Annotated in this window: 22 protein-coding genes; 10 read left to right on the top strand and 12 right to left on the bottom strand. The window is 71.6% G+C overall.

Annotated elements, in window-relative coordinates; genetic code table 11:
• Positions 1-34 precede the first annotated feature (34 nt).
• Genes WME79_RS02320 through WME79_RS02330 form a run of 3 tightly spaced genes read right to left on the bottom strand, consistent with a single transcriptional unit; the run spans position 35 to position 3,252 of the window.
• Entirely contained in the window at positions 35-1,552 is a 1,518-nt protein-coding gene (locus WME79_RS02320) for an AMP-binding protein (protein WP_437531358.1), read from the bottom strand.
• Between the two features lie 10 nt (positions 1,553-1,562).
• Positions 1,563-1,832, bottom strand: coding sequence for an acyl carrier protein (locus tag WME79_RS02325; protein WP_437531360.1), 270 nt, complete (start codon positions 1,830-1,832; stop codon positions 1,563-1,565).
• A gap of 34 nt (positions 1,833-1,866) precedes the next feature.
• The gene (locus WME79_RS02330) at positions 1,867-3,252 is read right to left on the bottom strand and encodes a cystathionine beta-synthase (RefSeq protein WP_437531362.1); all 1,386 of its coding nucleotides are present in this window, start codon (positions 3,250-3,252) and stop codon (positions 1,867-1,869) included.
• A 370-nt stretch (positions 3,253-3,622) separates the two neighbouring features.
• Here WME79_RS02330 and WME79_RS02335 point away from each other — a divergent pair, with 370 nt between their 5' ends.
• Positions 3,623-4,990 (top strand): sigma 54-interacting transcriptional regulator, encoded by a 1,368-nt coding sequence (locus WME79_RS02335; RefSeq protein ID WP_437531363.1) that lies wholly within the window; start codon positions 3,623-3,625, stop codon positions 4,988-4,990.
• Between the two features lie 125 nt (positions 4,991-5,115).
• On the opposite strand, the gene WME79_RS02340 is transcribed toward WME79_RS02335, so the two are convergent.
• Positions 5,116-5,415 carry a CsbD family protein gene (locus WME79_RS02340; protein ID WP_437531365.1) on the bottom strand — a complete coding sequence of 100 codons (300 nt, stop codon included), beginning with the start codon at positions 5,413-5,415 and terminating at the stop codon, positions 5,116-5,118.
• Between the two features lie 433 nt (positions 5,416-5,848).
• Here WME79_RS02340 and WME79_RS02345 point away from each other — a divergent pair, with 433 nt between their 5' ends.
• Both WME79_RS02345 and WME79_RS02350 read left to right on the top strand, forming a co-directional pair.
• Positions 5,849-6,106, top strand: a complete 258-nt coding sequence (locus tag WME79_RS02345; protein WP_437327298.1) for a GlsB/YeaQ/YmgE family stress response membrane protein — start codon at positions 5,849-5,851, stop codon at positions 6,104-6,106.
• A 400-nt stretch (positions 6,107-6,506) separates the two neighbouring features.
• On the top strand, positions 6,507-7,721 hold the full coding sequence (locus WME79_RS02350) for a pyridoxal-phosphate-dependent aminotransferase family protein (RefSeq protein WP_437531367.1): 1,215 nt from the start codon (positions 6,507-6,509) through the stop codon (positions 7,719-7,721).
• On the opposite strand, the gene WME79_RS02355 is transcribed toward WME79_RS02350, so the two are convergent.
• Positions 7,718-9,547, bottom strand: a complete 1,830-nt coding sequence (locus WME79_RS02355; RefSeq protein WP_437531369.1) for a chloride channel protein — start codon at positions 9,545-9,547, stop codon at positions 7,718-7,720. The genes WME79_RS02350 and WME79_RS02355 overlap by 4 nt on opposite strands.
• Before the next feature lie 61 nt (positions 9,548-9,608).
• Positions 9,609-10,175 carry a MarR family winged helix-turn-helix transcriptional regulator gene (locus WME79_RS02360; protein WP_437531371.1) on the bottom strand — a complete coding sequence of 189 codons (567 nt, stop codon included), beginning with the start codon at positions 10,173-10,175 and terminating at the stop codon, positions 9,609-9,611.
• Between the two features lie 254 nt (positions 10,176-10,429).
• Here WME79_RS02360 and glyQ point away from each other — a divergent pair, with 254 nt between their 5' ends.
• Positions 10,430-11,377, top strand: coding sequence for a glycine--tRNA ligase subunit alpha (gene glyQ, locus WME79_RS02365; RefSeq protein WP_437531373.1), 948 nt, complete (start codon positions 10,430-10,432; stop codon positions 11,375-11,377).
• 89 nt (positions 11,378-11,466) lie between these two features.
• On the opposite strand, the gene pyrE is transcribed toward glyQ, so the two are convergent.
• Genes pyrE through WME79_RS02385 form a run of 4 tightly spaced genes read right to left on the bottom strand, consistent with a single transcriptional unit; the run spans position 11,467 to position 13,550 of the window.
• Positions 11,467-12,045 (bottom strand): orotate phosphoribosyltransferase, encoded by a 579-nt coding sequence (gene pyrE / locus WME79_RS02370; protein ID WP_437531375.1) that lies wholly within the window; start codon positions 12,043-12,045, stop codon positions 11,467-11,469.
• A complete protein-coding gene (locus tag WME79_RS02375; RefSeq protein ID WP_437531377.1) occupies positions 12,042-12,749 on the bottom strand; it encodes a bactofilin family protein in 708 nt (235 codons plus the stop codon). The genes pyrE and WME79_RS02375 overlap by 4 nt, the downstream gene beginning before the upstream one ends.
• Positions 12,750-12,752: 3 nt before the next feature.
• Positions 12,753-13,067: a bactofilin family protein gene (locus WME79_RS02380; RefSeq protein WP_012233083.1), complete on the bottom strand. Its 315-nt coding sequence runs from the start codon at positions 13,065-13,067 to the stop codon at positions 12,753-12,755.
• Between the two features lie 54 nt (positions 13,068-13,121).
• On the bottom strand, positions 13,122-13,550 hold the full coding sequence (locus WME79_RS02385; RefSeq protein ID WP_437531379.1) for a bactofilin family protein: 429 nt from the start codon (positions 13,548-13,550) through the stop codon (positions 13,122-13,124).
• A 611-nt stretch (positions 13,551-14,161) separates the two neighbouring features.
• On the opposite strand from WME79_RS02385, the gene WME79_RS02390 reads away from it, so the two are divergent.
• Together WME79_RS02390 and WME79_RS02395 are read left to right on the top strand one after the other, a co-directional pair.
• Complete coding sequence (locus WME79_RS02390; RefSeq protein ID WP_437531381.1) at positions 14,162-15,556, top strand: styrene monooxygenase/indole monooxygenase family protein; 1,395 nt, start codon at positions 14,162-14,164, stop codon at positions 15,554-15,556.
• 586 nt (positions 15,557-16,142) lie between these two features.
• Complete coding sequence (locus WME79_RS02395) at positions 16,143-16,616, top strand: hypothetical protein (protein WP_437531382.1); 474 nt, start codon at positions 16,143-16,145, stop codon at positions 16,614-16,616.
• A gap of 86 nt (positions 16,617-16,702) precedes the next feature.
• On the opposite strand, the gene WME79_RS02400 is transcribed toward WME79_RS02395, so the two are convergent.
• Positions 16,703-19,843, bottom strand: a complete 3,141-nt coding sequence (locus WME79_RS02400; RefSeq protein ID WP_437531384.1) for a VWA domain-containing protein — start codon at positions 19,841-19,843, stop codon at positions 16,703-16,705.
• A 409-nt stretch (positions 19,844-20,252) separates the two neighbouring features.
• Here WME79_RS02400 and WME79_RS02405 point away from each other — a divergent pair, with 409 nt between their 5' ends.
• From WME79_RS02405 to WME79_RS02420, 4 genes are all read left to right on the top strand, one after another.
• On the top strand, positions 20,253-21,398 hold the full coding sequence (locus tag WME79_RS02405; protein WP_437531385.1) for a serine/threonine-protein kinase: 1,146 nt from the start codon (positions 20,253-20,255) through the stop codon (positions 21,396-21,398).
• Positions 21,399-21,519: 121 nt separating this feature from the next.
• Positions 21,520-22,875: an AAA family ATPase gene (locus WME79_RS02410; protein ID WP_437531387.1), complete on the top strand. Its 1,356-nt coding sequence runs from the start codon at positions 21,520-21,522 to the stop codon at positions 22,873-22,875.
• Position 22,876: 1 nt separating this feature from the next.
• Positions 22,877-23,161, top strand: coding sequence for a hypothetical protein (locus WME79_RS02415; RefSeq protein ID WP_437531388.1), 285 nt, complete (start codon positions 22,877-22,879; stop codon positions 23,159-23,161).
• 72 nt (positions 23,162-23,233) lie between these two features.
• Entirely contained in the window at positions 23,234-23,416 is a 183-nt protein-coding gene (locus WME79_RS02420; protein WP_437531390.1) for a hypothetical protein, read from the top strand.
• A gap of 94 nt (positions 23,417-23,510) precedes the next feature.
• Here the strand turns inward: WME79_RS02420 and WME79_RS02425 are convergent, their stop codons facing one another.
• A complete protein-coding gene (locus WME79_RS02425; protein WP_437531392.1) occupies positions 23,511-25,349 on the bottom strand; it encodes an FG-GAP repeat domain-containing protein in 1,839 nt (612 codons plus the stop codon).
• Positions 25,350-25,604 lie beyond the last annotated feature (255 nt).

The raw sequence follows: 25,604 nt of genomic DNA on the forward strand, positions 1-25,604 counted from the left end.
CACACATCGTGGGATCGCGGCTCGTCGAGCGCGCTCAGCCGGACAGCGCGCGATAATCGATCTTCCCCGTCGAGGTCCGCGGCAGCTCGTCCATCGCGACGATCTTCTCAGGGACCATGTACGGGGGCAGCCGCTCCGCAAGGTACAGCCTGAGCGAGCGGTCGTCCGCGTCCCCTGCGAGGGCGACGAAGCCGCGCAGCGTCTTGCCGAGGCGCGCGTCCTCCACGGCGATCACCGCGGCCTGGCGCACGGCGGGGTGTGACGCCAGCGCCGCCTCGACCTCGCCTGGCTCGACCCGATAACCACGGATCTTCACCATCCGGTCGATGCGGCCGCGGAAGTAGAAGAGCCCGTCGGCCTTGCGCTCCACCCGGTCGCGGGTCCGGTACGGGCCGCCGTCCACGGTCGTCGGCCCCGAGACCACGAGCTCGCCCGTCCCGGGGCCCTCGATGACCCGGCCGCTCTCGTCGTCGGCGTCCAGCGCGAGCAGCGCGCAGGCGGCGTAGGGGCACGCGACGCCGATCGGGACCTCGCTCGCCCCGTCGAGCGCCGCGCGGTCGACCCGGTGGAACGTGCAGACGTTCGTCTCGGTCGGGCCGTAGAGGTTATAGAGCGCCGCGCCGGGCGCCCGCGCCGCCAGCGCCGCGAGCTCGCGCGGCGGGAACACCTCGCCGGCGAAGAGGATGGCGCGCACGGGGGGGGAGAGCGCTCCAGCCGGCGCCGGGACGCCCGCGTCCGCCGCGGGGAGCGCCGCGACGAGCTTCATGAACATCGACGGCACGCCGTAGATGACCGTTGGCGCGAGCGCGCTCACCGCGTCGCGGAGCGCGCGGCCCGAGGCGAGGTCGCGCCGCGCCATCGTCGCGAGCGTCGCGCCTGCGCGGAACGTCGCGAGGTGGTCGAACCAGGCGAGATCGAAGACGAGCTCGGCCACGCGGAGGACCCGATCCGCCGGCGTGAGCCCGATGAGGTCGATGCAGAAGGCCGTGAACGCATCGAGCCCGGCCCACGTGATGGGGACCGGCTTCGGCTCGCCCGTGCTGCCCGACGTGTGCAGGATGCACGCGACGTCCTGCGCCACGGCGCCGCCATCGCGGCTGGCCCCGCCGTCGCCGCCCACATCGGCGCGCGCCGCCCCGCGCAGCGTGCGCCCCTCGGCGTCGAGCTCCACGCGCGGCAGGCCCCCGCCGAGCTCGGCGTCGATGCCGTCGGCGAGGCCCGCGGCCGCGGCGTCGAGCACGAGCGCCCGGCACCCCCGGGCCCGCGCGATCCGCCCGAGCCGCGCCGGCGGCGCGGTCGCGTCGAGCGGCACCGCCACGGCGCCGGCCGTGAGCACCCCGGCGAGCGCCACCGGCTCGTCGTGCGCCCGGCCTAGCGAGAGCAGCGCCACCCGGTCTCCCGGGCGCACGCCCGCCCCGGCGAGCGCCGCGCCCACGGCCGCCGCGCGCGCCGCGAGCTCGGCGTAGGTCACCGCGGCGCCGCGCGACGCGAGCGCGATGGCGTCCCCGCGCGCGGCCAGGTCCTCGCTGCGCAGGCGGAACGTGCCGGTCACTCGCTCCCCGCTAGCCCTGCGCGACCGCGATGCGGCCGGCGACGAAGCGCGCCATGCTGTCCACGGTCGACACCGCGTCGAGGTCCACCTCCTCGTCCGGGATCCTCACGCCGAAGCGCTGCTCGATGAACACGAGCACCCGCGTCAGCGACATCGAGTCGAAGCCGGACCCGCCCGCGAAGAGATCCTCGTCCAGGGCGAGCGGCGCCTTGCGCAGCAGGATCTCCTTCGCGATATGGTCGTGCAGCGCGCGCCGCACCGTGTCGAGATCGTAGGTCACCGCGGTCGTCCCTTTCCAGCCGGAGCCCGGGCGCTCAGCCGATGGCCGGCGTCGCCTTGCGGGCAAGATAGTCGATGAGGTCGATCTTGGACACGACGCCGAGCACCGTCTCCTTGTCGACGACGAGCGCGATCTTCGCGTCGCTCAGGACGCCCTTCAGGAGCTCGACCTTCGTCGCGGGCGTCACGGTCGCATAGTCGCTCTCGACGAGCCCTCCGATGCTCGAGTCGAGCGTGCCGCTCCCCGTCACGAGGTGCCGGAGCAGGTCGATCTCGTGGACCATCCCGCGCAGCTTGCCGCCCTGGGTCACCGGGAGCTGGCTTATGCCGTGCGATTTCATCATGTCGATGACCTCGCGGACCCGGGCGTTCGCGTCGGCGGTGACCACCGCCCCGCTGGGCTTGACGGCGAGCAGGTCGCGCACCGTCCCGAGTCCCTTGTCCTCCTCGAGGAAGCCGTTCTCTCGCATCCAGTCGTCATTGAAGATCTTCGAGATGTACTTGGACGCGCCGTCGGGCAAGAGGACGAGGATGTTCTCTTTCTTCCCGCTCTGCCGCGCATACTTGATGGCGCCGGCCACCGCCGCGCCCCCGGAGCCGCCCACGAAGAGGCCCTCGAGCCGCACGAGGTCCCGCGTCATCAGGAAGCACTCCTTGTCGTCGACCCGGATGATCTCGTCGATGATCTTGAGGTTCATCGTGCTCGGAAAGAAATCCTCGCCGATCCCCTCGACCTTGTAAGCAAACGGCTTTGTGATCCGCTGGGTCTTCACGTAATCGTAATAGAGCGAACCGACCGGGTCGACGCCGACCATCTTGATCTCCGGCTTCCTCTCTTTGAGGAACTTGCCAATGCCGCTCAGGGTGCCCCCTGTCCCCATGCCGGCGACGAAGACGTCGAGCTCGTCGCCGCACTGCGCCCAGATCTCGGGGCCGGTGGACCGGACGTGGGCCTCGGGGTTCGACGGGTTGTGGTACTGGTTCGCGTAGAAGCAGTTCGGCGTCTCGTCGGCGATGCGCTTCGCCACCTGGTAGTAGCTGCGCGGGTCGTCGGGCTCGACGGCGGTGGGACAGACCACGACGCGGGCGCCATAAGCGCGCAGCGTCGCGATCTTCTCCTGCGACATCTTGTCCGGCATGACGAAGACACACTTGTATCCCCGGATGGCCGCGACCATGGCGAGCGCGGCGCCGGTGTTGCCGCTGGTCGCCTCGACGATCGTCCCGCCGGGCCTGAGCCCGTTCGCCTCGGCGTCGCGGATCATGTTCAGCGCGACCCGATCCTTGTGGCTGCCGCCCGGGTTCAGGTACTCGCACTTCACATAGATGTCGCTCTCGAGCCCCTCCGTGACTCGGTTCAGCTTGACGATCGGCGTGTCGCCGACGGCCTTCGTGATATCGCTGCGCGCGCCTCGCATCATGGGGAGACCTCTTAGCCGCCGCGCGCCGAAGCGACAAGGGGAGCTCGCCTCTCGCGGCGCCGGCGACGACGCGCGCCTTCCGTGACTGCCGGGCCCGGCCGTCGGTCATCCTTCCTATCCCTTCCTATCCATCGAGAGGAAACAGTAAAAGAAATAGTGTTTACGATAGGGCCCATACTGCCCCTCTCCAGGACGTTATCGCCACGGGTTCAAAGGCCCTGACGGCAGCGAGCCAGAGCTCTCCCGGGGCGAGCCGCTGGGGCGCGGCGCTGACGCGCTGACGTCCACGCCACGCGGCGCCCCTGCGCGCGCCGGGGCGAGCGGACCGGCGGGCGATCTCGCGCCGCGCTCCCTGTGGTAGACTGGCGAAATGGCGTCCGAGCCGAAGATCCACCCGAGCGCCGAGACGGCGCTCCTCAAGGTCCGCTCCAAGGAGATCGCGTTCAGCCGCTTCCGCGTGCAGGTGACGGCCGGCCCGGACGCCGGGGCGTCCCAGACGTCGGACGCGACGGAGTTCGTGATCGGCACGGCGCCCGGCAACCAGCTCATCCTGACCGACCGGGCGGTGTCGCGGCACCATTGCGTGATCTCGGTCACCCCGCGGGGCTTCTTGCTCCGCGATCTCGGCAGCAAGAACGGCACGACCCTCTCCGGCTTCCGCGTCGAGGCGGCCTATCTCCTGCCGGGCGCCCTGCTCGGGGTCGGGCAGTCCACGCTCCGCTTCGAGCCGCTGGCCGAGGAGATCCGCGAGCCGCTCGGCGACGAGGAGCGGTACGGCCGGGTGCTCGGGCAGAGCGCCGCGATGCGCCGCATCTTCGGGGCGCTGCCGCGGATCGCCGCGTCGGACTCGACGGTGCTGATCGAGGGCGAGACGGGCACGGGCAAGGGCCTGCTCGCCGAGGCGATCCACGAGAGCAGCCCGCGCGCCGGGGGGCCGTTCGTCGTGATCGACTGCGGATCCATCCCGCCGACGCTCATCGAGGCCGAGCTCTTCGGGCACGCGAAGGGGGCGTTCACGGGCGCGCAGGCGGCGCGCGCCGGCGCCTTCGAGGCGGCGCGGGGCGGCACCGTGCTGCTCGACGAGATGGGCGAGCTCCCGCTCGACATGCAGCCGAAGCTCCTGCGCGTGCTCGAGGAGCGGCAGATCCGGCGCATCGGCACGATCGAGCCGACGAAGCTCGATATCCGCGTCATCGCGACGACCAACCGCGATCTCCGACAGGAGGTGAACCGCGGAAACTTCCGGTCGGATCTCTACTACCGGCTCAACATCGTCCGCCTCCGCGTCCCCGCGCTGCGCGAGCGACCCGACGACATCGCGCTGCTCACCGCGCATTTCTACCGGCAGCTCGCGCAGGGGCAGGACCAGAGCCCCCCCGGCGAGCTGCTCGAGGCCTTCATGCGGCAGGACTGGCCGGGCAACGTCCGCGAGCTCCGCGGCGCGGTGGAGCGCGCGGTGCTGATGATCGATCCCGCGCTGTTCCGCGAAGCCGTGATGGGCTCCGAGGGGGCGGACAGCGGCTCTCCGGCGCTCCCGGCGCCCCGGGACGACGAGCTCAGCCTGTCGTTCCGCGAGGCGAAGGAGCGCGCCGTGGCGCGCTGGGAGCGCACGTTCCTCACGGCGCTCGTGCGCGCGAACGGCGGCAACCTCTCCCGCGCGGCCCGCGCGGCGCGGATGGACCGCAGCCACCTGCGCGAGCTCCTCCAGCGGCACGGCGTCTCGGCCACGGAGGCGTGACGGCCGGGCCCGCGGGGCAGCGCCGGAGACGGCCGCGCTCGCGCCTGGTGAGCGGCTAGAGCGGCGCCGGAGACGGCCCGCCCCGCCGGACACCCGGGCGGCGCCAGAGCGCGGCCTCTCGCTGGTTACTGATTGGCCTTCTGCCGGTTCTCTCCCTTGAGCTCCTTGGCCTTCCCTTCGGCGGCCATCTGCTCGTTGTCGACCAGCTTGCCGACTCGGTTCTTGAGCGCGCCGGCGGCCTCCTCGACCGCGCCCTTCGCGCGCTCCTCCGCCTTGGCGTCCTCCTTTTGGACCTTTCCTCGGAGCTCCTTGGCGCGCCCCTCCGCTTCCATCTGCTCGTCGCCGAGCAGCTGGCCGAGGCCCTTCTTGATCTTGCCGCCCAGCTCTTCGGCGGCCCCTTCATTGCGATCGCTTGCGTTGCTCATTGCATCCTCCTCGTGGCGTGGCCTCCGCAGAGCCTCTCTGCAGCGCGCCGCCGCCGTCGACCTCGCATTGGCAACCTCGGGATGTAGCAACCGGTGCGCCATCGCATGGCAGACGTTCTTTTCGAGGACGCGCAAGGGCGATTGGGGCAGGCTACCTCGCCCGCGCTCTGCCTCTCGGCTCGCCTGAGGCAATACGCCACGCGGCGGCCAAGCAAGCAGTCCCACGGTCCGACCGGACGGTCCCCTCTCTCCTGGGGGCGCACCGCGCTGCGGTCGGATTTCGCGGTGGATGCGGTGGTGCGAGCGCTCTGTCCGCGGCGTTCAGCTCGGCTGGGCGTCTGTGGAGAGCCGGGACTCCACGGCATGGCGCGGCGTTTGCTGAACAGCCTGCATAGCAACGAGGAGCACTTCGCTCCTTTCTGGGAGGTTCATCATGTCGTTCATTCTCTTTCTCCTGTTTGGCCTCGTCGTCGGTGCTCTGGCGCGCCTCATCGTTCCTGGACGTGAGCCGGGCGGGTGGGTCGTCTCGATGATCATCGGCGTGGTCGGCTCCTTCATCGGCGGGCTGCTCGGCCGCATGCTGTTCATGTACCGTGAGGGTGAGCCGGCTGGCTTCTTCATGTCCCTCATCGGCGCCATCCTGCTGACCGCCGGCTATCAGGCGATCGCGCGGCGCCGTACGGTGGTATGAGCGGGCCGAGCGATCCTCTCTTGAGGCGCCACGCCCGATACCGGCTCACGGCGCTGGATAAAGGAGCTCTCGATCCGCTGCCGCGATCTGTAACGTCCGGGAGCACCTCGGGCCGAGAGCCGGAGGCGCGGAGCAGGCGCCGCGGTCCGTGAGCGCGATCCAGGCTCAGGCGGCGCGGCGCGCTCCCCTCCCGCTCGGCAGGCCGGAGGGGCCCTGCTCGTCGCACGGCTCATCCCCCAAGGTCGTACGACGAGCTGGGCCCCCTGTGGCCCGTGGCGCGGAATCAGGCGCCGGCTCCGCGTTTCCGCCGGCGCCGCGTCCGCTCGCCGGGTAACGCTTGACGCCGCAGGAGGCTTTGGGCTTGCTAGCGGGCTCCGCGCTTTTGCCCAAGGTCCTGGCCATGTCGTTCTCGATCCTGCCCCCGCCGATCACGCCCCTCGCCGCGATCCTGCCGTCCGAGCCGCTGCTGCTCATGGGCGCCGGTCCGGTGCCCATCCCGCAGGCGGTGGCCCAGGCGAACGGGGTCATCATCAATCACCTCGGCCCCACCATGGACCGCGTTATCCAGAACGTGAAGTACATGGCGGCCTATGCGTTCCAGACGCGCAGCGACAAGATCCTCGGCCTCGCCGGGCCCGCGTCCGCGGCGATGGAGATGGCCGTGGCGAACCTGTGCTGGCCCGGGCGCAAGGTCCTTTGCCTGAAGGTGGGGACGTTCAGCGGGCGCCTCGGCGAGATGGCGCTCGGCGTGGGCGCCGACGTCACCTTCCTCGAGGGGCCGCCCGGGCGCCCCGTGACGCTCGCGGACGTGCGGGAGGCGCTGAAGAAGCAGCGCTACGACGTGGTCACGATGGCGCACGGCGAGACGTCCTGCGGCGTCCGCATGGTCGAGATGCCGGAGATCTGCAAGCTCGCGAAGACGCAGGGCGCCCTCACGATCGTCGACGCGGTGGTCACGCTCACGGCCATGCCGGTGCACATGGACGAGTGGGGCATCGACGTCGGCATCGTCGGCGGGCAGAAGGCGCTGTCGTCGATCCCGGGCGTCTCGGCCTGCGCGTTCTCGCAGGACGCGTGGAAGGTCGTCGAGGAGCGCCCCCTGCCGCGCCCGCACTGGTGCTACGACGCGACGCGCGCGCAGCGGTTCTGGGGCTACCAGCAGTACCACTACACGGCGCCGGTGCCCGGCGTGCTCGCGCTGCACGAGGCGCTGCGCCTCGTCTGCGAGGAGACGCTCGAGCGGCGGTTCCGTCGCCACGAGATGAGCTCTCTGGCCATGCAGGCGGGACTCGAGGCCATGGGGCTCGAGCTGTTCGCGTCGAAGGACGTGCGCCTCAACAGCGTGCTCGCCATCAAGCTGCCGGCCGGCGTCGATAGCGCGCGGATCCGCGAGTACATGACCAAGGCCTTCCGCGTCGAGATCTCGGGCGCCTTCGGCCTCAACATCGTGCGTGTGGGCCAGATGGGCGAGCAGTGCCGCTCGCACAACCTGTTCAAGACGCTCTACGCGATGGGGATGAGCTTCCAGCGAGAGGGCGTGAAGCTCGACGTCGCCAAGGGAATGGCCGCGCTCGAGCAGGGCCTGGCGGGCGATCGCGATTACTTCGTGGACTAGCTCTGCTCCGCGGTGGCCCGGTCCGGGATGGCCGGACTTCCGCGCCGCATCGCGGCGGCAAGGGCTTGCTCGCGGCGCTTGCCGGCGTCGATCCGGCTCCGATGCGCGTCGAGCAGGTCGCTGCGCGTCAGGATCCCGAGGACCTTGCGGGGGGCCTGCCTGGACACGACAGGGAGCCTCCCCACCCCCTCGGTGACCATGTGATCGGCGGCTTCGCGCAAGGAGCTGTCCTCGAACACCACGGCAGGCGGCCGCCGGACCAGGTGGCGGATCGAGATGGTACCGGCCTGCTCGGTGAGCACATCGCGCTGGGTGACCACGCCGACGAGCTCCCCCCGGTCGTCCACGACCGGAAAGCCCTGGTGGCGCGAGCCCGCCGCCTGCGACAGCAGAAAGGCGCGGGCCGTCTCGATCGTATCGCTGGCGGAGAGCGTCACGGCGGGGCGCGAGGCGGCCTCGCCCGCGGTGATCTGCGCCAGGTGATCGGCCGCGTACTCGACCGTCACGCGCGCGCCGCGGCGGGCGATTTTCTCCGTCATGATGGAGTGCCGCATCAGCAGGCTGGAGACGAGGAAGGCCGCGCTGCAGCCGCCGAGCAGCGGCAGCAGCCCCATCGGCTGCCGGGTCGTCTCGAAGGCGAAGACGACGGACGCGAGGAGCGCCCGGGACGCGCCCGCGAAGATCGCCGCCATCCCGACGAGCCCGGCGACGCGCGCGTCCACGCCGAGCTCGGGGAGGAGCGCGGTCGCGGCCAGGCCGAGGATCGCGCCGAGAGCGCCGCCGACGGTGAAGAGCGGCGCGAGCGTCCCGCCCGAGGTGCCGCTGCCGAGCGCGATCGACCAGGAGATGAACTTCATCAGCGAGAGCGACACGAGCGCGGCGAGCGCCAGGCGGCCGCTCAGGATGTCGTCGATGTTGGTATACCCGACCCCCAGCGTCCGCGGCGCGAAGTAACCCACGACGCCGATCGCGACGGCGCCGATCGCCGGCCACCACATCCAGTGGAGCGGCAGCCGCTCGAACGCCTCCTCGATCGCGTAGATCGCGCGGGTGGCGGCCATCGCCGCGAGACCGAGGACCGCGCCGAGCACGATGTAGAAGGCGAGCGCGGGGCCGGTCGAGGGCGACACGGCCGCCATCTCGAACGCGGGCGCGGTGTGGCCCGCGCAGAGGCGCGCCGCGGTCGCCGTGGTCGCGGCGAGGGCGACGGGGATCACCGAGCGCGGGCGGTACTCGAAGAGGAGGAGCTCGATCGCGAGCAGCACGGCCGCCACAGGGCTGCCGAAGGTCGCCGACATGCCCGCCGCCGCGCCCGCGGCGAGCAGCGTCTTGCGCTCGTCCGCGGTGATCCGGAGCAGCTGCCCGAGCAGCGAGCCGAGCGCGCCGCCGGTCGCGATGATGGGGCCCTCCGCGCCGAACGGACCGCCGGTGCCGATGGCGATCGCCGCCGAGAGCGGCTTGAGCAGCGTCATCCGCGGCGGGATGCGGCTCTGGTTGAACAGCACCTGCTCCATCGCTTCCGGGATCCCGTGGCCGCGGATCGCCTGCGAGCCGTAGCGCGCCATCACGCCGACGACGAGCGCGCCGACGATCGGCACCACGAGCACGAGGAGGCCCAGGTTGTGCTCGGCGGGCGACGCGGGCGCGGCGGACAGCCGGCCGAAGAACGCGAGGTTCGTGATGACGGCGATGAGCGTGGTGAGCAGCTCCGCCGCGAGGAAGGCGACGCCGCCGAGCGCGATCGCGAGGCCGCTGACGAGGACGACCCGCCGGTCAACGGCGGCGTTGGGCGCGGGGACGCGGAGGTCCTCGAGGGTCGGGCTCATCGAGGGCGCGACCGGGATGCTCTCGGTGACTGTTGGGGGTGGGGCGTTCAATCTGGACAATTCAGCTCTCCTCGCGGTCTATCGCTTCGGGTTTGGCTCCGGCGGGGGTCTCCTCGCCTTCGAAGAACAGCGGGGGGGCCTCGTCGCCGGCGCCGAGCGCCCGGGCGAGGGTGGCGAGGCTCTGCGCGAGCGCGCTGCGCTCGTCGGCGGGCAGGCGGTCGACGGCGGTGACGAGCTCGGCCTGCGCGGTGCGGGGCGCGCGGCGGAGCAGCGCGCGGCCGGCAGGGGTGAGCGAGATCTCGGTCCGGCGCGCGTCCTCAGGCGAGGCGCGCCGGGTGACCAGCCCTCGCTCGGCCAGGCGCGTCACCACGACCGACACCGAGCTCTGGTGCGTCAGCGTGCGCTGCGCGAGCTCGGCGATCGAGGACGCGGCGGCCTGATCGAGCTGCTGCAGCACGAACAGCTGCGCGCTGCTCAGGCCGAGCTGCCGCTCGCACGCGCGCGACGAGACGCGCAGGCGCTGGACGATGGAGCGGATCGCGTCCATGACCCGCTGCGCGTCGGGCCCACCGGGGGCCTGCCGCGCGGGGCTCTTCCGGCGCGCTGTCGAGGATACATGGGCTCCCATATAATCGAGCGGGAACCTACGCCGCGCGCCGGTCAACCGCAAGCAGCCTGCGGACCTCCCGGGGCAGGGGCGGACCGAGGCGGGCCGTCCTCGACGGGGTGGTCGCGGGCGGCGGTGGATGGCCGCGGGGCCGCCGGTGCGGCGTCCGGCGCGCGGCGCGCAGGCCCGGAGGCAGCGCGCCGGGCGGACCGTGCGGGCGACGCTACGCGGGGCGTCGCCTGCGCGGGCGATCCAGGCTAAGAACCGGCCCTCCCATGACCTTCCAAGACCTCATTCTCACCCTGCAGAAGTTCTGGGCCGATCGCGGCTGCCTCATCGTGCAGCCGTACAACTCGGAGGTCGGCGCCGGCACCTTCAACCCGGCGACGTTCCTGCGCGCGCTCGGCCCCGAGCCCTGGAATGTGGCCTTCGTCGAGCCTTCCCGGCGGCCCGCGGACGGTCGTTACGGGGAGAACCCGAACCGTATGCAGCAGTTTCACCAGTTCCAGGTGATCCTCAAGCCGAGCCCGATCGACATCCAGGACCTCTACCTGGAGTCGCTGCGGGCGATCGGCACGAACCCGCTCGATCACGACGTCAGGTTCCTCGAGGACGACTGGGAGTCGCCAACGCTCGGGGCGTGGGGGCTCGGCTGGCAGGTGTGGATCGACGGGCTCGAGATCTCGCAGTTCACCTACTTCCAGCAGATCGGCGGGATCGACTGCCGCCCCGTGTCCGGCGAGCTCACCTACGGGCTCGAGCGGATCGCGATGTACCTGCAGGACAAGGACAGCATCTACGACGTCGTCTACTCGAACACCGGCGGGAAGATCGTGCGCTACGGGGACATCTACCAGCGCGCCGAGTGGGAGTGGTCGACCTACAACTTCGAGGAGGCCGACATCGCCGAGCACTTCACGGCGTTCGATGTCTGCGAGGCCGAGGTGAAGCGGCTCCTGTACCGGGGCGCGGATCCGGCGGCGAAGGGGGCGGCGATCGATCCGAAGAAGGCGCTGGTGCTCCCGGCCTACGATTTCGTCGTGAAGGCGGCCCACCGCTTCAACGTCCTCGACGCGCGGGGCGCGATCAGCGTCACCGAGCGGCAGCGCTTCATCGGCCGGGTCCGCGCGCTCGCGCGGGCGGTCGCCGAGACGTACGTCGCGCAGCGCGAGGCGCTCGGCTACCCGCTCCTCGGCGAGCAGCAGGCGAAGGCGGCAGAGTAGCGCGCAGCCGAGGTGGCGGAGCAGCGCGCCGCTCGTCGAGGCGGCGGGCAGCGTGCCGTCGCCTCGGCCGAGCTGCGCGTCGCGCAGCCTCAGCCGGGCGGGTTGTCCGGGATGAAGTCGTGGCGGGTGCAGATCGCGACGACCGGCAGCCCCGCCGCGCGGATCGCTTCCACGCCGCCCTCGAGGCGGTCGACCAGGGCGATCACCCCGACGACCGAGGCGCCCGCGGCGCGCAGCTTCTCGACCGCCTTCAGCGTCGAGCCGCCCGTCGTGATCACGTCCTCGAGGATCGCGACGGGCATCCCGGGCACGAGGCCGCGATCGCCCTCGACGAGGCGCCGCGAGCCGTGGTCCTTGACCTCCTTGCGCACGTAGAGCGCGGGGAGGGGGCGGCCGCGCAGGAAGCTCGTGAGCGACACAGCGCTCGCGAGGGGGCACCCCCCGAGCTCGACACCGGCGACGGCCTCGCACCGCGGGAGCGCGCCGAGCGCCTCGAACATGAGCGAGCCGACGAGGGCATGGCCCTCGGCCGTCAGCACCGACTGCTTGCAGTCGATGAAGAAGTCGCTCTCCCGGCCGGACGCGAGGAGGACGCGCTTCTGCTCGAACGAGCGCTCGCGCAGCAGCGCGACGAGCCGCTCCCGCTCCGAGGCGCCGGCGGCGCTCACCGGCCGCCCCGCTTGCGAAGCGAGGCCTTCGCGGCCCCCTTCCGGAGCGCGGGGACCACGGGCGGCGGCGGCCCGCCGGCGCTCTCGGCCGCCTCGGGCTCATCACCCTCGCCGGCGGCCGAAGCCGACAGATCGGCCTCCTCGTCGTCGTGAACGGCCGCGAGGCGCGGCTCCGGCGCAGGAGCGGGCCTCGCCTCGACGACCGGGGCGGGGCGCGCCGCCGGGGCGGGGCGCGCGGGGGCAGGCGCGGCGCGCGGCGCAGGCCGGGCGGGCGGCGCAGGCGCGCGCTGCTCCGCCGGCGCACGCGCCGGCCGCGCCGCAGCGGCGCGCGGCGCAGGTGCCGCCGCGGCGGCCCGCGCCGGGGCGGGGGCGGGGACCGCGGCGAGCGGCGCGCCGGTGGTGACGTTGCCGCGCACCAGGGCGCCCGCGTGGATGCCGATCTGCGGCGCGCCGAGGTCGCCGACGACGCGCGCGCCGGGCTCGAGGATCACGGCCTCGTCACCGGAGATGTTCCCGGCGACGGCGCCGCGGACGACAACGCGCCGCCCGCGGACGTCGCTCTGGATGAGCGCGCCCTCGCCGATGGTCACGTCGCCGGTCACGACGACGCTCCCCTCGACGCGGCCGAGGATCTCGAGATCCCCGTCGCCCTGCACGTTGCCGCGGATGGCCGTCGTCGGCCCGATCGAGGACTGGGCGGCCATCGGCTACACGTCCATGTCGACGTTGCCCTTGAACGAGGCTCCGTCCGCGATGGTCAGCCGCGACGCCTTCACGTCGCCGACGAGTCGACCGCCAGCGAGGAGATCGACGCGATCGGCCGCCGTGACGTTGCCGGTCACGTTGCCGCCCACCTGGAGCGACGCCGCCCCGATGTCCGCTTCGATCAGCGCCCCTGCGTCGATGGTGAGAGGCCCCTCGACGGTGAGCTTTCCGCGCACTGTCCCGGCGACGATCACCTCCTCGTCGGAGGTGATTTCGCCCTCGATCGTGAGCCCGTTTCCGATGATCGTACCCGCCACGTTCGTGCTCCTCGCCGCGCCCTCGCGGCGCGATTCTTCGTCCGTCAACGCGCGCTACCGGCCCGCCGGTTCACGCCGGGGGGCATGCCCGCGCCCGCCGGTGGTCCGCTCCGAGAGCTCGGCCGGGAGGTCGAACTCCGCCTCGATGCGGCCGGTGAACGCCGCGCCTTCCTCGAGGATCACCTCGCTGCCGCCCACGTTTCCGGCGTACTGTGCGGTCGCCCGGATCGTGACGGGGCCGCGCGACACAACGTCCCCCGTGAGCTGGCCGGAGACGACGAGCGAGCTCGCCTCGACGTCTCCGGTGACCGTCGCTCCGTCCTCGATCTCGAGGTCGCCAGCCAGCTGGATGTTCCCCTCGACGCTCCCCTCGACCCGGAGCGAGCCGTCGCCATGGACACGCCCGCGGATGCGGGCGCCCCGTCCGATGAGCGATTCGGCAGCGTCCGATTCGCTGCGCGTCGTTGTCGAGCCTCGGGCCATTCTCGTCTCCTGTGCGCGGAGGGAGCCGCGCGAGCCGGGGCGCGCACCAGACGCCCGGCTCGTCCGCTGGAGCTGGGCGAACTGGATCGCCCGGCGCCGCGGCGGCGCGGACGCTACTCCAAGCGGCTGCGCCTCGCAACCGGCGGGCGGCCTCGGTGGCGGGGCGCTCCCTATGGACTGACTGCAGCGGAGCCCTCGGGGGGAGGGGGCGTCGCGCGGGGGGCGAGGGGGGCCCTCCCACGAACTCGCGCCTTTTGGTGGCAATGGCCTGCTGAACGGAGCTGGCGAGTCCATGAGGAGTCGCTGCGATGCGGGCCGGCGCTCGGGTTCGTGGGGCCCTCCCCCTCGCCCCCCGCGCGACACCCCCTCCCCCCGAGGGCTCTCTCCGGCGGGAACGCGGGAGCGTGGCGGGAGCGACGCGCGGTACGGAGGGGGGTGAGCGCGCGCGTGTGGGCGCTTCCTGCGGGGGTGGCTCGGGTGATACGGTCTCTCTTGACTGGGCTTTCCTTGCTCGCGACGCCTGCTGTGGCCCTACGGCGAACCGACTCGGATGGCTCGGCGCGCGTCGTCCTTGAGGCGAGCGCAGACCAACCCAACCCGGGGGGTTCCTCATGCGGAAGATAGCTATCGTGGGGTCTGGACAGGCCGGCCTGCTCGCGGCGCACGGCCTGGTGAAGGCCGGCTACGAGGTGACGCTCTACTCGGATCGCACGCCCGAGCAGTGGCTCAACGAGTCGAAGCCGACCGGCACCGCTGCGCGGTTCGACGTGGCGCTCGCGTTCGAGCGCGAGCTCGGGCTGGCCTTCTGGGAGGACGCCGCGCCCCGGGGCCACGGCGCCCAGGTGACCGCGTCTGCCACGCCGGGCAACCGCCTGCTGACGCTGGCGGGCCGCCTGGAGCAGCACTTCTTCGCGATCGATCTCCGGCTCCAGAGCCACCGGTGGATGCTCGAGCTCGAGCGGCGGGGCGGCAAGATCGTGATCGAGCCCGTCACGATCGCGCGGCTCGACACGATCGCCGCCGAGAACGACCTGACCGTCGTCGCCACGGGACGCGGCGAGCTGTGCAACCTGTTCGAGCGAGACGCCGAGCGCAACGTCCACACGGAGGCGCAGCGCAACATCGTCATGATGTGCGTGACCGGCCCGAAGCTCGGGTTCGACGGCATCCCGATGCTGCCCGTCAAGTTCAACCTGTTCGCGGGCATCGGGGAGGCGTTCTGGGTGCCCTACCACCACAAGGACGTGGGACCGAGCTGGAACTGTCTCGTCGAGGCGGTGCCCGGAGGGCCGCTGGACAGGTTCCAGGGCGCGAAGTCAGGCGAGGAGATCATCGCGATCGCGAAGGGGCTGGTGAAGGAGCTCATCCCCTGGGACTACGAATGGTTCAAGGGAGCCGAGCTGTCGGACAAGCACGGATGGCAGAACGGGCGGGTCGTCCCCGCGGTGCGCAAGCCCGTCGGACGGCTGCCCTCCGGCCGGATCGTGACGCCGCTGGGCGATACGGCGATGTCGATCGATCCGATCGGCGGCCAGGGGGCCAACAGCGGCAACAAGATGGCGCGCAACCTGGTCGAGTGCATCGTGCAGCACGGCGAGCGCCCGTTCGACGCCGAATGGATGACGCGCACCTTCGATCGCTTCTATGCGCGCCACGGCGGGCCCACCGACCGGTTCAACAACATCCTGCTCGCCGGGGTGACGCCCACGATGGCCCACTTCCTCATGGCGCAATACGGCAGCGACGGGCGAGCGGACAACACGAGCGGGCAGCAGGCGCTCGCGAACGCCTTCGTGAACAACTTCAACGATCCGGCGCGGCTGACGGCGGTCCTCGAGGACGTCGGGCGGGTGCGCGCGTTCATCCGGCAGACGACCGGGAAGCCCTGGCCGCTCGCGCTCGCCGCAGGGGGCGTGGGCGTCGGCATCGCGCAGGTGCGGCAGCGCTTCGGGCTCCCGCCGGGGCACCCGGCAGCGCCGGCGCACGCCGGCGGAGCGCTCGCGTAGCGCGCCACGGTTCTACGTGGTCGCGGAGATGGCTCCGCGACGGCTACTCCAGGACAGCGTGGTACCGCCCGCTCGGCGTGACGATGACGTGGGCCTGGAGCGGGACGCCGGCGCCCAGATCCTGGTCCGCCCGCCTGCTTCGAGAAGGAGCTGCCCCGGTGGGTGTGACGATGACGGCATCGGCGAGGGGATGCCCATCGCGAGCGCGCGGCGTGGACGCCCCGGCCGAGCTCGAGTCGTCCGGTGTGGAGCCCGCACGAACACGCGTTGGTCTCCTTGATACGGCGGGGCAGCCGTCAGGTACGCTACCTTTCCACGATGAGTGGGGCCGGCACGACGGGGTGGGGTCGGAGCTCAATGCGCTCCCCGCTGAGGCGGCGGTCAGCGGTCAAGGGGGCCGATGACGCCGAGGGGGCCGCGGTCGACGATGTGGGTGTCGATCATCGTGGTCAGCACATTTTTGTGGCCGAGCAGCGTCTGTCATCCTCGGGAATATGGAGAAAGGGTGCCACGGTTCGCTGCCTACATGTGAAAATGCGTAGATGTGTCGCGCATTGCAGGTGATTACGACGTTAGGAATTTCGGCATGACGAAGCAGTGCGACAACGTTCTATTTCGTGAGAAGATTCGCGAGTGCGACGCGCTGCTGATGCGAGTTCAGGAATGCGGCGCTCAGCAGTACACAGGCTTCGTCGAGAAGGTTTTCTCGAGACGGTTCGAGGGTCCAAAGCGCTATGGTGACGGCCTGTTGGAATTTGTCGGTTCACCGGGTCATTGGGGCAACGTGACCCTCAAGGACGGAGAGAGAGCGATAGTCTTTGTTTGCTACCTGCCTCACTCCGGCCGCTACTACCAAAACCATTGGCGAGGGCACCTGACCATCATCGAGGGTGGCGATATCGCTGTTGCAAACTGGCCGCTCCTCAAAGAAGGAGGAGTCTGGGAGCCCGAGTACTTGCGCAGTGCTGCGAGGCTTCTTGATCCATCAAACCCAGGAAAGGTTGCGCTTCCCTATAAGCTGTTGGAGCAGCATCTACACGAAGAGATCGCTCTCCTATGAAGCGACAGCTCAGGCCGCCGAGATCCTCGCGCGCCACGAAGCGCGGCATCTCGCAGACGTGCGCGGCACGGCCGCGCTCTGTCGCGTCACCTCCGCCCACGGCGTCGCGCCAAGATCTTCTCCGCCGCCGTGAGCGGTCGTCCCTCCGGCGCCGCGCCGCCCGCGCCCGTTGCGTGTCCGCCCCCCGGGGACGCGGGTTGAGGCCCCGCCGCCGACCCAGGTTGAGGCCCCACCGTCGGCCCAGATCGAGGCCACGAACCAGGTTGAGGCCACGACGCCGCCGACCCAGGTTGAGGTCCCGGCGTCCCCGCCGGCGGCGCTGTCCTCCCTGGCATCGTCCCCGCCGGCGGCGCTGTCCTCCCTGGCATCGTCCCCGCCGGCTCGCCCCCGCCGCGCCCGTCATCGCGCAGCGCCGGTCCCGCCTGCGCGCCTTCGCGCCGCTCGCGCCCCCGCTCCCGAGCCGACAGCAGCGCCCCCACGGTCGCGCCCGCGGCGGCCGGCTCCGCGGCGGCTCCCCACCGCGCCGCGCGGAGCCGCTCTCCCGCCCGCGCGATCCACGCCGCCGCAGCTTCCGGCAGCGCGAGCCGCCGCGCCGCCACCGCGAGCAGCAGCGCGAGCGCGGCGAAGAACACCAGGTTGGGCGTCGCGTCCCGGTACGCGAAGCGCTTCGACGCCCGATCCTCGAAGATGCCCGCGAGCGTGTCGCGCCGCTTGCCGCCGGTGAACTCCGCGATCCGACCGAGCAGCGACAGATCGCTGCCCGTCGGGCGCAGCTCCTCGCCGGCGGTCATCGCCGCCCCCGTCGTCCCGACCGCCTCCCCCGTGAGCTCGTCCCGGGCCACCGCCACGTAAGTCCCCGGCCGCGAGAGCGGGAGCTTCGCCGTGTACGCGCCCGCGCCCGTCGCCTCGAGCGGGAGCTCTCGCGAGAAGCCGTCGGGCCCCGCGACGTGCACGACCAGCCGGCGGAACGACTGCGCCCGCCCGTCGTCGCCGATCACGCTGGCCCGCACCGACAGCTCGCCGCCCGACGCGTCCGCCTCCAGGCGCACGCGCGGATCCTCCTCCTTGCGCGTCACGTCGCGCGCGGCCTGCGCGATCATCCGCGCCGCGCCGGGCCAGCGCGTCCATGCGGCGCCCCAGCGGCTTTTGAGATCGCTCGTGAACGCGGCGGCCCGGCCGAGCCCCGCCGACCACACGGCGAGCACCGGATCGCCCTCCGGCGCGGACAGCAGCACCGTGGACCGGCTCTTGGCGACCGTCACCACGTAGCCCCCGAGCGGCGGCGCCTCGCCGAACGGCACGCCGGCGGTGATCGACGACGGCGCGCCCAGCGCGACGTGGAACGGCTCCTCCACGATCGCGCTCTTCGCCGCCATGATGGTCTCCTGCGTGAACACCGCGGGCAGCCGCGTGGCGTCCTCGACGAGGTAGAAGCGGCCGCCGCCGATGCGCGACAGCGCCTCGAGCTCCGGCACGTCGTTGCCCTGGCCCAGCGCCACGACGCTCGTCGTCGTCCCGCGGCGCATCGCTGCCTCCACCATCGCGCGGCACGGCCCCATGTTCTCCGCGTCCGACCCGTCGGCGAAGAGCAGCACGTGCTTCAGGCTCGAGGTGTCCCGATCGAGCGCCTTGTAGGCCGCCTCGAGGGTGATGTCGACGTAGATGCCGCCGCCGCCCGGGCCCACCGCGCGGATCGCCTTCTCGATCGCGGCGCCGTTCGCGACCGGCCCGAGCGGCACGCTCCACCGCACCGCCGTGTCGACGTGCGCGACGCCGAGCCGATCGCCGGCGCCGAGCAGCGAGGCCGACCGGGCGGCGGCCTCGTTGGCGAGCTCGAGCTTCGTGTGGGCGCCGGCGGTCGCCGCCATCGACCCGGAGATGTCGATGCCGATCACCTCGGCCAGGCTCGCCCGCCGCCGCTCCTGCTTCAGGTCGAACGCGACGGGCGAGATCTCCTCGAGCGGCGTCCGCGCGTAGCCGCCCGGCCCCATGCTCCGATCGCCGCCCATCAGGATGAGCCCGCCGCCGAGGTCGCGGACGTAGCTCGCGAGCGCGTCGATCTGGCCCGGCGAGAGATCCGACGCGCGGATGTCGCTGAGCACCACGACGTCGTAGCCGGCGAGCTCGCCGAGATCGGCAGGGACGCGGCTCAGGCCGCCCTCGTCCACGCGGAACGCGCCGTCCGCGAGCGCCCGCGCGATGAACGCGCCCTGCCCGGCGTCGCCCTCCAGCACGAGGGCCGCAGCGGCCCCGCGGACGCGCAGGAACGCGCTCGCCGCGTTGTCCTCGGCGGCCTCGTCGAGCCTCGGATCCTTCGCGGTGATCTCGACGTCGTAGCGGTGCAGCCCGGGCCCCGGCGCCTTCTCCCGGATGCGCAGCACGTCTTCTCCCGCGGCGATCGAGGCCTCGGTGCGGGCGATGAGCTCCCCGTCGCGGCGGAGGCGGATCTCGACCTCGGCCGGGGACGGCGACGAGGTGACGAGCCGCAGATCGAGCGCCTCCCCCTCGTCGGCGCGCGCGGGCGCGCGGAGGGCGACCACGCGGACGTCGGGGACGAGCCGCTGCTCCAGCGGGAGCACGTCGACCTGGAGGCCGGCGGCGACAGCGGCGGCGGCCGCGGCCATCGTGTCGCCGCGGGTCGCGACGCCGTCGCTGAGCAGCACGACGCGCGCCGCGGAGTCCGGCGGCACCTCGGCGAGCGCGCGCCGGATGCCGGCGGCGAGGTCCGTCCCGTCGCGACCGAGCGCGACCCGCTGCGGGGCCGCGAGCTGCGAGCGCGGGCGCGGCGGATCCTCGGTCGCCGCGCCCGCGGCGAACGCGATGGTGGCGATCCGATCGTCCTCGCGCATGCCGAGCTCGGCGACGGAGAGCTCCTGCGCGACGCGCCGGTCGGCGCTCGGTACGAGGTCGATCGAGCGGCTGCGATCGATTGCGACCAGGACGGTGAGCCGGTCGAGTGGCCGGCCAAGCTCTGGCCCGGCCACGGCCATGGCCGCGGCGAACGCGGCGAAGGGGGCGAGGAAGTCGCTGAGCCGCGCGCGCCACGCCCCCTGCCGGCGTGCGTGCTGCGAGGCGAGCGCGAGCGCGAGGTACCGGAGCGCGATGAACGACGTGGCGCCCAGCGCGAGCAGCGCGCCCCAGGGCCGCGCGAGCCGGAGATAGGCGTCCGGGAGCAGGCCGCACCAGACGAGGCCCACGTAGAGCGCCGGCAGCGCGCCGGCCACCATCCAGCCGAGCAGGATCGGGCGGCGGAGCGCGCCGCGCCGGAGGGCGAGGCGCAGCAGCGCCGCGAAGACGAGCGCGCCGGCGAGCGTGGCGGCGTAGGGGAGGGCGCGCAGCGCGGCCGCCGGGATCAGGGAGGCCTCCGTTCGGTCCGCATGCGGGGGAGCCGCAGTAAATCATCTTTGCCGGGGCCCGGGGGCGCCGCTTGGGCGGGTGTGGCCGAGTGCCCCATGGGCGGCGCCATGGGGCGTCTCTGTCGGTATCGAGCGGGTTTCATGGGGCGCTCCGGCGCATCGGAGCACCTTTCCATGGGGCAGCTTTCCATGTTTGTCAGGGATGGCACGCCGTCTGCTTTACAGCGGTCAAGAGCGGTCATGGGCGCGGCGAGGCCGCGCAGCCGGGGCAGGAGAGATCATGTCGCGCATCGAGACCACGGACACCTGGAGCGGTACGGGCGGCGGCGTTTGGGATCTCGACGAACCGTTCGACGAGCCCGCGTGTCGCGTTCACTACGAGGACGGGGATCTCGTCGCGAGCAAGTACCGGTTGGTCCGCAGGATCGGCGAGGGGGCGATGGGCACGGTCTGGCTCGCGACGCACGTGGCGCTCGGGTCGGAGGTCGCGATCAAGCTGATGCGGCCCGAGCTCCGGTCGCCGGAGCTCTCGGAGTACTTCGTCCGCGAGGCGCGCGCCGCGGGCCGGCTGAACCACGCGGAGGTCGTCCGGATCTTCGACCTCGGCGAGACCGCGGCGGGGGATCCCTACCTGGTGATGGAGCTCATCGAGGGCGAGTCGCTGAGGAGCGCGCTCTCGCGCGAGGCGGCGATGACGCCGGAGCGGGCGATCGCGCTGCTCCTCCCGGTCGCGGGCGCGATGCACGCGGTGCACGAGAAGGGGGTCGTCCACCGCGACCTCAAGCCGGACAACGTGATGCTGGTGCGCCGCGGCGGCGGCCGGGTCCAGCCGAAGATCATCGATTTCGGCGTCGCGAAGGTCGTCTCCGAGCGCGAGGCGAGCCAGGCGTCGGCGAGCTTCGAGGTCTTCGGCACCCCCGACTACATGCCGCCGGAGCAGGTGCTCGCCGTCCCTGACCTCGATCGCCGCGCCGATATCTGGTCGCTCTGCGCGATGCTGTACGAGCTCCTGTCCGGCCGGCCTCCGTTCTCGTCAAGGAACGCGCTGGACGGCCTGCGGGCGGTGCTGCAGGACGCGGTGCCGTCGCTCGTCGACACGTGCGGCCTCGACGCGGATCTCTGGGCGATCGTGGAGCGCGGGCTGCGGAAGGAGCCGTCCTCGCGCTGGTCGAGCATGCGCGAGCTCGGCGAGGCGCTCGCCGCGTGGCTCCGGGCGCGGGGCGTCCTGGAGGACGCGCGCGGCGTGTCGCTCGCGGGGGAGTGGCTTCCTTGCGAGGAGCCCTGTGTACCTGCAGGCAATGGCCCGACGCCGCGCGTTTCCTGGATGGAGGAGCGGAGCCGGCCGAGCCGCCGGTGGTCGTCGCGCCGCCGGGTGTATCGGGTGTACCGTGGCCGGCCACAAGGCGAGCAGACGGCCTGCCCTTGAGGACGGGGGCGCGCTGGTGAGCGGTCAGCGCCGAGAGGAGGGGCGAGCGCGCTGAGGGCGGGTCGAAGCACGGCGGGCGCAGGCTTGACCTTTGGGTCCGCGTATTGCTTTGCTCTGGCGGGTGAACGCCCGCGCTACCCCGTCGCTGCTCATCTCGCGGCTCGTGATCGAAAATTTCCGGACGTTCCGAGGGCCCACGGAGATCGACCTGAGCTCTGGCGGTGCGGCGGACGCGATGCCCGTGCTTCACGGGGCCAACGGGGCCGGAAAATCGAATGCGCTCGCAGCGATCGACCTGTTCTTTCGGGCCGCCTCGTTCTGGTTGAGCTCGGTCCTGGGCCCTGATGGGATGGGCTCCCAGGACGGGGCTTTGAAGCTGCAGTGGGGCTTCAGCAACAGCTATTTCGGCCTGTCGATGAGCCACCGGAGCTGGCCTCCCGGTGTTCGCGATCCACAGCGGATCGCAGTTCACTTCGACGATGCGCGGCTTGGCGCCCTCCGCGTCACGCTGACCCCGTCAGGCAACGACGTCCTCCTGCGGCTGGAGAGGAGGCGTTCCGCCCCAGCGAACTTCTGGGAGGCGCCGCGAACGGGCAAGAACGCGGGCGGTGTCGTACTGAAGGATGGCACGGGAGACGTCCTGCAAATCGATGAGATCTCCCCGCTGCAGAACGCCCTGGAGGCGCCGCTCGGCCCCGGGAGCAAGCCGTTCTTCCTGCTGGACGCTCGCCGTCGAGACTTCCGGGCCATCGGTGAGCAGAAGCTGCTGCCGGCCACCACGGCCGAACGCCTCCTGGCGCTGGCAACGTCGCTCGATCCGGAGGAGACGGAGCGCTGGCGCGCCTTCGTGGAGCTCATCCATCGGTTCAAGACCCTGTCGGATCGAGAGATCTCCGTGCTCCGCGCTCCCGTGGCGGGCGGGGAGGTCACCGATCTGCGCTTCGAGGTCCGGGGCAAGCAGATCCTACGGCTCTCCGAGCTCAGCTCGGGCGAGCAGCAGGTGGTCGCTCTCGTCGCGGCCGTGCTGACGTCCCGCGCCAGCCTTGTTGCCATCGAGGAGCCGGAGATGAGCTTGCATCCCGAGAACCAGGAGCTCGTCCGCGACATCCTGCGCGAGCAGGTGCAACGCGGGATCGTCGACCAGATCTTCCTCGAGAGCCACGTCCAGGTCTTCGACGGCCCCGAGGTGCTCCGGTTCAGTCGCTCTCCCGAGGGGGAGACGCTCGTCACGCGGCAGCCTTCGCGCTCGGACCGCGAACTCCAGGCTCGCGCGCGAGAAAGCGGCGCCGAGGAGCAGTGGGTCACGCCGGACGGCTACACCCGGCTTCCTTCCGACATGCGACACAAGCTCGGCTTGCAGAGCGGCGGCTATCTCTGGTTCTTGCGCTCCAGGCCGGAAGGCCGCTGGGAGGCATGGACAGAGGCAGAGCTCGACGAGCAGCTTGGCTTCGGTGACACCCCCCCCAAGGGCGCCTGACGTGCGCCTCTGGCTCGACACCAACGCGGCACGCAGCGTGCCGAACCTTCGGCGCCTCTGCGGCCTGGCTCGCAGCAGAGGGGTCGACGTGGTGGTCCATGCGCAGGTCTACCTGGAAATGCGCCGCCAGAAACGCGTGCTCTACGGCGAAGGGTTCAAGGAGATGCTCTTCGACGATCTTCTTCAACGGCTACCGATTCGGGTCGTCGACATCCACTTCGATCAGCCGACCGCCGCTCGATGGGCCGACGGCTTGTGGCAGCGGTATCCGACGGACCGCGATTGAGAGCTAGCGAAGCAGCGTACCCTCGGCGGCCAACTGATCGCCGACTTCAAGATCATCCCTGGAAAGATGCCGATGACCACGGACTGGCTCATCGCCCTCGCCGTCGAGGAAGACGCCGCATCGCGCATTATCACCCACGACGAGGGCGAGGAATGGCAGCGGCTTCGCGAAGCCGAGCCGAGGCGCGTCTTGAGCTGGGACGAGGCGGTCGCCTGGCTTCAGAGCCTGCCCGCGGACGAGCCGTCGCCCGGCTGAAGCGTATAGGGCGCCGCGCGGCGGTGCGGCATCGACCCGTGGGAGGTGGGCTAGCGCGCCTCTCACGGCCTCCCGTCCGCCATGCGAGCGAGGGTCACCGCGAGGGCTGACCCGTGCGCAGCGGGCCACCTCGCGAGGTGGGCCAGGGCATGCAATTGGCCGCCGATCCCGGGATCGTGAAGACATCCATCCCATGCTCGAAGGTCTGCACGAAGACCTCGAGCTGGCCGTCTCCGTCGAGATCACCCACCGCCGGCGGCGCTGGCGCGCCGTTGCCGTTGCCGTTGCTGCCGGGGTTCGGGAGGGGCACGTCGTGCAGGATCGCGCCGTTCGCGCCGAGGATCACGAGGTTGCCGGAGTCGAGCACGTCGGGAGCGCCGTAGGTCGCCAGCAAGACCTCGGGTGATCCATCCTGGTTCAGGTCGGCCACGGTGGCCTCGGTCGCGAACATGATCGATTTGCCGTGCATGTAGTTGTATCGCCACAGGAGCGACGCATCGGGGCCGAACGCATAGAGATAGCCGTCGTTCATCGGGACGATGATCTCGGGCCGGGCGTCCCCCTGGAGGTTCACCGTCGTCGGCGAGGGCACGCCGTTCGGCGGGTAATAACCGTCGATCTCGAGCGGCCTCTCGCCGCGAGGGAGCGTCTCCCACCCGGGCTTGCGCATCGCCGATCGGCTGCCGTCGCCGTGCGCGCCCTCGAGCACCATCACCGCATAAGCCTGCGTCTCATAAGGCTCGTGCATCTCGACGTTCGGTATGCCGACGACCTCGTTCCGCCCGTCCCCGTCGAGATCGACCACGTTCGGCGGTGACGCGGTCCACTGCAGCCACTCGGCGGAGCTCGGGTGTGGCCACGTCCCGGTATGGAGATGGTAATGGTCGCCTTCCACCTTGGGGTCCGCCCACCGGATGAACTGGCCCCAGGTCAGCGGCTGGTCGGCGAACGCGTCGTCGCGATTCTTGAAATACGGTGCGGCGTCGATCGCCACGCCGTCGTGGTTGAACGCCTGGATGTGGTGGTTGTCGTAGGTGGCCAGGATCTCGAGCTCCGGGTCGTCGTCGATGTCGCCGATGCCGACGTTGAGCCCATAACACCCGAACCCGGAGTGCCCCATACCGTTGCGATCGGCGTCGTTCCCCGGGCCGCTCTGGTTGTTGTACCGAGGCCAGGCCGCGAAGGTGGTGCCCGCGGGCGCGGGTCGATAGAGCGATCCATCCGCGCTGAAGACGAAGACCTGCGCGCCACCGTCCTCGGTTGTCGCGGTCTGGGTCGTCGTCGCCACCACCTCGATGGTGCCGTCGCCGTCGAGATCCGCCGCGGCGAGCCCGCGCACCTCGGGGGCGTTGCCGGCCGTGGTGGTGTCCACCGGCCACCCGGCTTTCGGCGCGAGCCCGTTGTTCCATTCGAACGCGAAGACCTGATGACCGTTGCCATAAACGATGTCGATCGCGCCGTCGCCCTCGAGGTCGGCGACCACGTGCGGCGCGTAGATCCGGTCCTCCCCGACCTCGGCGCGATCGATCTCTTTCCCGTTCGAGTCGAAGACGAAGAGCGCATAGTAAGCGGCGATGAGCTCGTTCTGACCGTCGCCGTCGAGGTCCATCACCACCGGCGACGCGTACCAGCTCGTCTGCCCGGGCAGGACCATCCGGTGCTCGGGCGCCTGCACCTCGCCGGTGCTCGTGCCCACCTCGCAGATCGGGTTGCGCGTGCCGCCCGTGCTGCCCGTGTTGCCGCCGGCGCCGCTCGCGCCATCCCCGATCTCACCCCCGGCGCAGGCCGCCGCGAGCAGCGCGAGGAGGGATGCCGCGCTGCCGAGAGGCCACGCACCCAGGCCGGCGCGCGCGGCCCACGGCGAAGGGTGCGGGTGCTGAGATCCGGTAGGGAAGCTGCGACCGGAACGGCACGGGCGGCGCTGGGTAACCATGGGTCCTCCGGGGGATGCGCCCGCGGGCGACGCCCGCCGGCGGAAAAGGACAGGAGCCAAGCTCATCGAGGCTACCAGGAACCCTCAGAGCCGGGGATACGAGAGTCCACCCGAGGGGAGCCTCACGAGATCGCTGTGAGGGTGGTTGTCCAGAGCAGGGTGTGGTTCGTCGTCCGGGGGTGCGTCCCGCCCCTCAAGCGGGGAGTCGCGTGCATCGGCGAGCTCGTCGAGCACATTGCGCCCCTCCTACGCAGC

This window comes from Sorangium sp. So ce726, from assembly GCF_051521405.1.
In the GTDB taxonomy this organism is placed as follows: Bacteria; Myxococcota_A; Polyangia; order Polyangiales; family Polyangiaceae; genus Sorangium.